The sequence below is a fragment of the Bartonella sp. AD328YNZD genome (genome assembly GCF_042196425.1).
The window spans coordinates 1-5,936 of record NZ_JBHIQG010000141.1; the positions used below are offsets into that span (position 1 = coordinate 1).

The following is a 5,936-nucleotide window of genomic DNA, read 5'->3' on the forward strand; positions in this document are numbered from 1 at the left end:
TATGCCAATGATGAAAAAAGCTGGTATTTCTTTTGCCTCAGCAAAACAGATACAGGAGGGACTAGAAAATTTAGATAAAATACTTGCTGAAACGAATAGTTTAAAAGGCTTAACCCGCGAAACATTTGTTGAATATGTCACTGAAATGTTGATACAGCTCAACTATACCCATCCTTTCAGAGAAGGTAATGGACGCACGCAACGAATGTTTTTTGAAAAACTTGGGCAAGTTGCTGGCCACACACTCGACTTTTCTCTTGTAACAGAAAAACGTATGAATCTTGCCAGCATTGCATCGCTAAAACATAACGATAAAGAAGAAATGAAACATCTGCTTGAAGATATCTCAAATCCAGAAAAAATACTTATTTTAAAAGAATTCATGGACAGTATGAAACATATCGGGCTTGAGAGTATTCATCATCATCTTATTATAACAGCAAAAGAAGGTCATACCTATAAAGGCTTTTACAGAGGCAGTGGACCCAATGGCTTTATGCTTGATGCTAACGGAATTTTCATCTTGGGAAATAAAAAAGATCTCACCCCAGAGCAAATACAGACATTAAAAATCGGTGACGCTCTCTCCTTTACAGCACCAAAAATTCAAAACCAGCAAGAAGTGCTTATCCCCGCACAAACAATAGCCCCCCTTACCAACAATGAAATTGCCACAAGGATAAAAAACAACGTTTCCATTCAAGCAAAAAGAAAAGAAATAGAAACTTTGTGCCAAATCATTTATGGCAATCGTCATATTTTGCGGGAAAGAATTGAGATGATCCATGAAAATCATACTGAAGGAGAACAACTCTCCTATCAAATTTCCACCTCCCCCCAATCTATTTCTAAGCTTTCTGGTAGCAATGTATTTGGCATAAAAAACAACGCGCGCGCCCATGCTGAAGCAAATATTTTGCCCCTCTGTAAAGCCATTGATCGTTATATCAATATTTCTAAACAAACAGAAAGAGACATTCTCCATACCCATCATGTAAAACAAAGGCGGTGTGAACAGTCGGTAGAAATACCTAAAGCTTGGATAACAAATCTCTTTTCCGTGTCAAAAACACAACAGCAAGAAACGTTATCAAACTCTCCCGAATTAAGGGGGGAGATAAGGACTTATATCAAAAAAATCAATGAGCGCTTATCCTCAAGCGAGCATGAAGCTATAAAAGAAAATAATCCTGAAAGACTTGCGAAGAGTCTTGGCACATCAACCATCAAAGCAAAAGAGATTATGGAAATAGTCAAGCAGATAAAAGAGATAGAACAGCATATACAACCCATGTATTTTTATAATCATAAATTCGATGAGCGTTTCGCACCAAACCAGCATCAATCTATAAAGAAAAACAATGAAAAAAAATGTTCCAACACTCTTGATAAAGAGGCAATTAAAGTGCAAAAAATGACAGAAAACGTCAATCAGAATCCCAAAAGACAAGAAAATATTCAACCTCACAAAACGGCACACGCAAAAGCAATGGCAATGAATGTCTAAAAGGTTCATAAACTTTAACTTTTTCGCCCCCTCTGGTAAAAATGATAGCCTTTATCCCCCTTGCCTTCATCGGCAAATCAATCGCACCTCAAAGAGAATGGAAACCATGAGAGAGTAATTTTTATCTTATTTCCTCAGATTTTATCCTCATCAACTGTGAAAAGAAACCTGAACAGGAAAAATGCTGTTGAAAGATCATGTCTTCCTATCCTCTTGTTTATGTAATCTCTAAAATGGGAGGGCCGGCAAATTTGGGGAAAACATAAAGCCGTAAAAGTGAAAACCAATCACCAACTTTACCATTACCTTTTAGCTCAGCCTTACGACTTTTTAAAAGATCTAAAGCGCTGTTTTCTTAATAATGAATAAATAATGGAAATGGCGCATTGCTCCACGCTTTTATTTTATTGGAGTTCTTTTAATAGGGTCACACCCCTCACATAAAACAGAACGGTATTGGCTTACACTATTCACGATATCACACCATAAAGGGAAATGATCATTATATATCCCTTCAAACTGTTATGATATCACTCGCATATTTCAGTTTGAAAAAGAAATTTTAATTATTTTATGGCAACAATAAAAATTTTAATGCAACAGTAAACAAGGAGCATAAAAAAGTCTTCAAGCACCATTGTTGACAGAAAGATAAACACCGTCGTAAAACGCTTTCAAAAAGTCTCCTTGATTAGGATAGAGATCAGATTTTTACGATTTAAAACAGTTTATTTCTCCTGTCATCGCTTCTCTTTTACAACAAAGTTGATATATCTTTATGACATTGATTAAAAAAATTGCGACAGTTGCTTCCGGAACCCTCATGAGCCGTATTTTTGGCTTCGTACGCGAAATGCTTATGGCAGCAGCCCTAGGGACAGGTCCTGTTTCTGATGCCTTTAACGCTGCTTTTCGTTTTCCCAATACATTTCGTCGTTTTTTTGCTGAAGGTGCCTTTAACGCTGCTTTCATTCCTCTTTTTGCAAAAAAAATCACTGAAGAAGGCCACGAAACGGCATGCAAATTTGCAGAAGAGGTCTTTGGCGTTCTCTTTTCACTGCTCTTACTGTTAACGATTGCGATGGAACTCAGTATGCCTTTTTTGGTACGAACCATTATTGCTCCAGGTTTTACAGAAGATGTAACAAAATTTAACGCTACAATTCACTTTACTGCAATCATGTTTCCCTATTTAACCTGCATGTCGCTTGCTGCCATGATGGGGGGTATGCTTAATGCTCTACGACGCTATTTTATTGCCGCCATTGCTCCACTCTTTTTAAACATTGTTCTGATTGGTGTGCTTGCCTATGCTTGGATCTATAAACTTGACGCTTGGCATATCGGTTTAAATCTCTCTTGGGGTGTGTTGGCAGCAGGGCTTCTTCAACTCACCTTAATTGCCCTTGCTTTACGTCAAAGTGGAATGAAAATTTCCTTCCGCCAGCCCCATTTTAGTCCTAATGTTCGCAAGCTGTTAACTTTAGCATTTCCAGCAGCCATCACGGGTGGCATCACGCAAATTAATTTGCTCATTAATACCAACATTGCTTCTAGTCAATCAGGTGCTGTTTCTTCTTTAATGTATGCGGATCGTCTTTATCAATTGCCTTTAGGCGTAATCGCCATTGCCGTTGCAACGGTTCTTTTACCAGAGTTAACACGCGCTTTGCGGAGCAAAAAGCATAAAGAAACCCACCATTTACAAAACCGCTCTATTGAATTAACATTGTTGTTAACACTTCCAGCATCCATCGCTTTTTTGCTGCTCTCCACTCCCATTGTCAGTTTGCTCTTTGAACGAGGACAATTTACCAGTCAATCAACACACCATGTTGCACAATTACTGGAGCTTTATGGACTAGGACTTCCAGCTTTTGTTCTTATTAAGGTCTTTATTCCTAATTTTTTTGCCCATGAAGATACCAAAACACCGATGATTTTTACAGGTATTTGCGTTTTTATCAATATCGGTCTCGCCTTAACATTATTTCCTATTCTATCTGCACGAGGCATTGTTATTGCTGAAATTACCTCTGGATGGGCCAACACCCTGTTGCTGTGGAGTGTCCTTATCAAACGCGGTTATTGGAAATACGACTTCCAACTAATAAAGCGAATATTATGTCTCATGATGGCAACTCTTTTGAGTGCACTAGCCCTCTATTACGGATTGAATGTATTTGGTTTTTTGTCTTTTCCTTTATCCTCACAAGCATCCTTTTTCTTGCGCGCGATCACCTTAGCTGGGATCATGATCGGCATATTTTTGATCTATTTTAGTACCTATTTTTTATTCAACACCCGTTCCTTTTTTCACACGCTTAAAAATTTGAAAAAACGCTCATAATATCTATACTTTGTCAAAAACAATAAAATGAATAACCTTAATTGAAGAAAGAGCACTCCTATGGATACCTTCACACCACTTGTCTTTTCCGGCGTACAACCGAGTGGTCATTTACATCTTGGCAATTATCTTGGAGCCATTCAGCGTTGGGTTGAACTGCAAAACTCTCATCACTGTCTCTATTGTGTTGTGGATATGCATGCGCTCACAGTCAACCCAGATCCCCTTACTTTACGCGAATCCACCAGAACAGTGACAGCAGCTTTTTTAGCCGCCGGTATTGATCCTCAAAAACACATTATTTTTAACCAATCACGTGTTTTTCAACATGCTGAACTCGCCTGGATTTTTAATTGTGTTGCCCGTATCGGCTGGCTTCAACGCATGACACAATTTAAAGATAAAGCGGGAAAAGATCGCGAAAAAGCATCCATCGGGCTTTTTGCTTATCCCACTTTGATGGCTGCTGATATTTTAGTCTATCGTGCAACGCATGTTCCAGTAGGCGAAGATCAAAAACAGCATGTTGAACTCACACGCGATATTGCACAAAAGTTTAACAACGACTATGCACAGCGTATTGCCGAATTAAATTTTGGCGTCTCTATGCAAACGGATGAAGAAAAAAGACAAGGCTTTTTTCCTCTTCCAGAAGCACTGATTGGAACAACAGCCACACGCGTTATGTCTTTGCGCGATGGGACGAAAAAAATGTCAAAATCAGATCCTTCAGATTTTTCACGCATTAATTTGACCGATGATGCTGATCTTATTGCAAAAAAAATACGCAAAGCCAAAACAGATTCTGCTCCTCTTCCCGATACCCTTGCTGCTTTAAAAGAACGACCAGAAGTTGACAACCTGCTTGGTATTTATGCCGCCTTTGCCAAAGTTAGCAAAGAAAAGATTCTTTTAGAATTTTCTGGTCAACAGTTTTCGCATTTTAAAACAGCTCTAGCCGACCTTGTTGTCCATAAGCTTGCCCCTATAACAGAAGAATTACGTCGCCTTCATAAAGAAAGCGGTTATATCGACTCTGTTTTGCATGATGGCGCTAAACGTGCTAGTATGCTTGCAGAAGAGAATATGAAAAAAATTCGTGAAATTGTTGGATTTTTGCACGATACATAAAAATAATAAAACTAAAAACTGTAGAGAGCAAAAAAATCGTTTGTACAAAATAGAGAAAGTGCATGATTTCCAAACCCCAAAATCCGAAAAAAGAACCAAAGAAAAAAAACTTAGTTATTATCGATGAAACACCAGAGTGTCGGCGTGCCGTTGCGTTTGCCGCACAGCATGCCCAAAATACCAGTAGAACATTGGTATTACTTTGTGTCGTTGATAGTGTAGAATTTCAACATTTTCTGGGTGTAAACAACCTTATGCGTACAGAATCAAAGCAAAGTGCTCATAAAATATTAGGAGACATTGCCAGTGAAGTCCGCACCACCCATGCGCTTGAAACAGAAATAGTAGTGCGTGAAGGAAAAAAAATTGATGAGATTTCTAAACTGATCGACGAAGATAAAAGGATTGCACTGATTGTTTTAGCAGCCAGTGGACATACAGAAGGACCAGGACCCCTTGTTCAATTAATCGGGAATAAAGGGACAGCTTTTTCAATCCCTGTCATTGTTATTCCTAGCAATCTTGCCGATGAAGATATTAGATCTATTGCCTAAAAAATATAATTTTCTACAATGTAAGATCTTCCCAAGCCTTCATTATAAAAGGAGAATCTATGTTTATTCAAACTGAAACCACCCCAAACCCTGCAACACTTAAATTCCTGCCAGGACGCGTGGTTCTTTCTGAGGGCGTATTAGAATTTCGTGACCGTGAAGAAGCAGCTAAAAACTCACCTTTAGCGGCTAAACTGTTTAATATTCCCAATATCAATGGTGTCTTTTTAGGCTATGATTTTATCACCGTGAGCAAAAAAGAAGGAGAATGGCAACATCTTAAGCCCGTCATTTTAGGCACAATTATGGAACATTTTCTATCCAATGAGCCAGTGATCACCACCAACGCCACAACACAAGCACAAACCCATGCCCTTAACGAAGAATTTTATGA

5 protein-coding genes are annotated in these 5,936 nt (G+C 38.6%); all 5 read left to right on the forward strand.

Annotation, left to right across the window (positions count from 1 at the left end; all coding sequences use genetic code 11):
* The coding region (locus tag ACFIO3_RS07435; RefSeq protein WP_375704263.1) for a BID domain-containing T4SS effector at positions 1–1,507 on the forward strand (1,507 nt) is incomplete at its 5' end.
* 778 nt (positions 1,508–2,285) lie between these two features.
* The gene (gene murJ / locus ACFIO3_RS07440; RefSeq protein WP_375607240.1) at positions 2,286–3,857 is read left to right on the forward strand and encodes a murein biosynthesis integral membrane protein MurJ; all 1,572 of its coding nucleotides are present in this window, start codon (positions 2,286–2,288) and stop codon (positions 3,855–3,857) included.
* Between the two features lie 60 nt (positions 3,858–3,917).
* Positions 3,918–4,988, forward strand: coding sequence for a tryptophan--tRNA ligase (gene trpS / locus ACFIO3_RS07445; RefSeq protein WP_375607239.1), 1,071 nt, complete (start codon positions 3,918–3,920; stop codon positions 4,986–4,988).
* A 62-nt stretch (positions 4,989–5,050) separates the two neighbouring features.
* Positions 5,051–5,542 (forward strand): universal stress protein, encoded by a 492-nt coding sequence (locus tag ACFIO3_RS07450; protein WP_375607238.1) that lies wholly within the window; start codon positions 5,051–5,053, stop codon positions 5,540–5,542.
* 59 nt (positions 5,543–5,601) lie between these two features.
* A partial coding sequence (locus tag ACFIO3_RS07455) for a NifU N-terminal domain-containing protein (protein ID WP_375704264.1) occupies positions 5,602–5,936 on the forward strand: 335 nt, incomplete at its 3' end.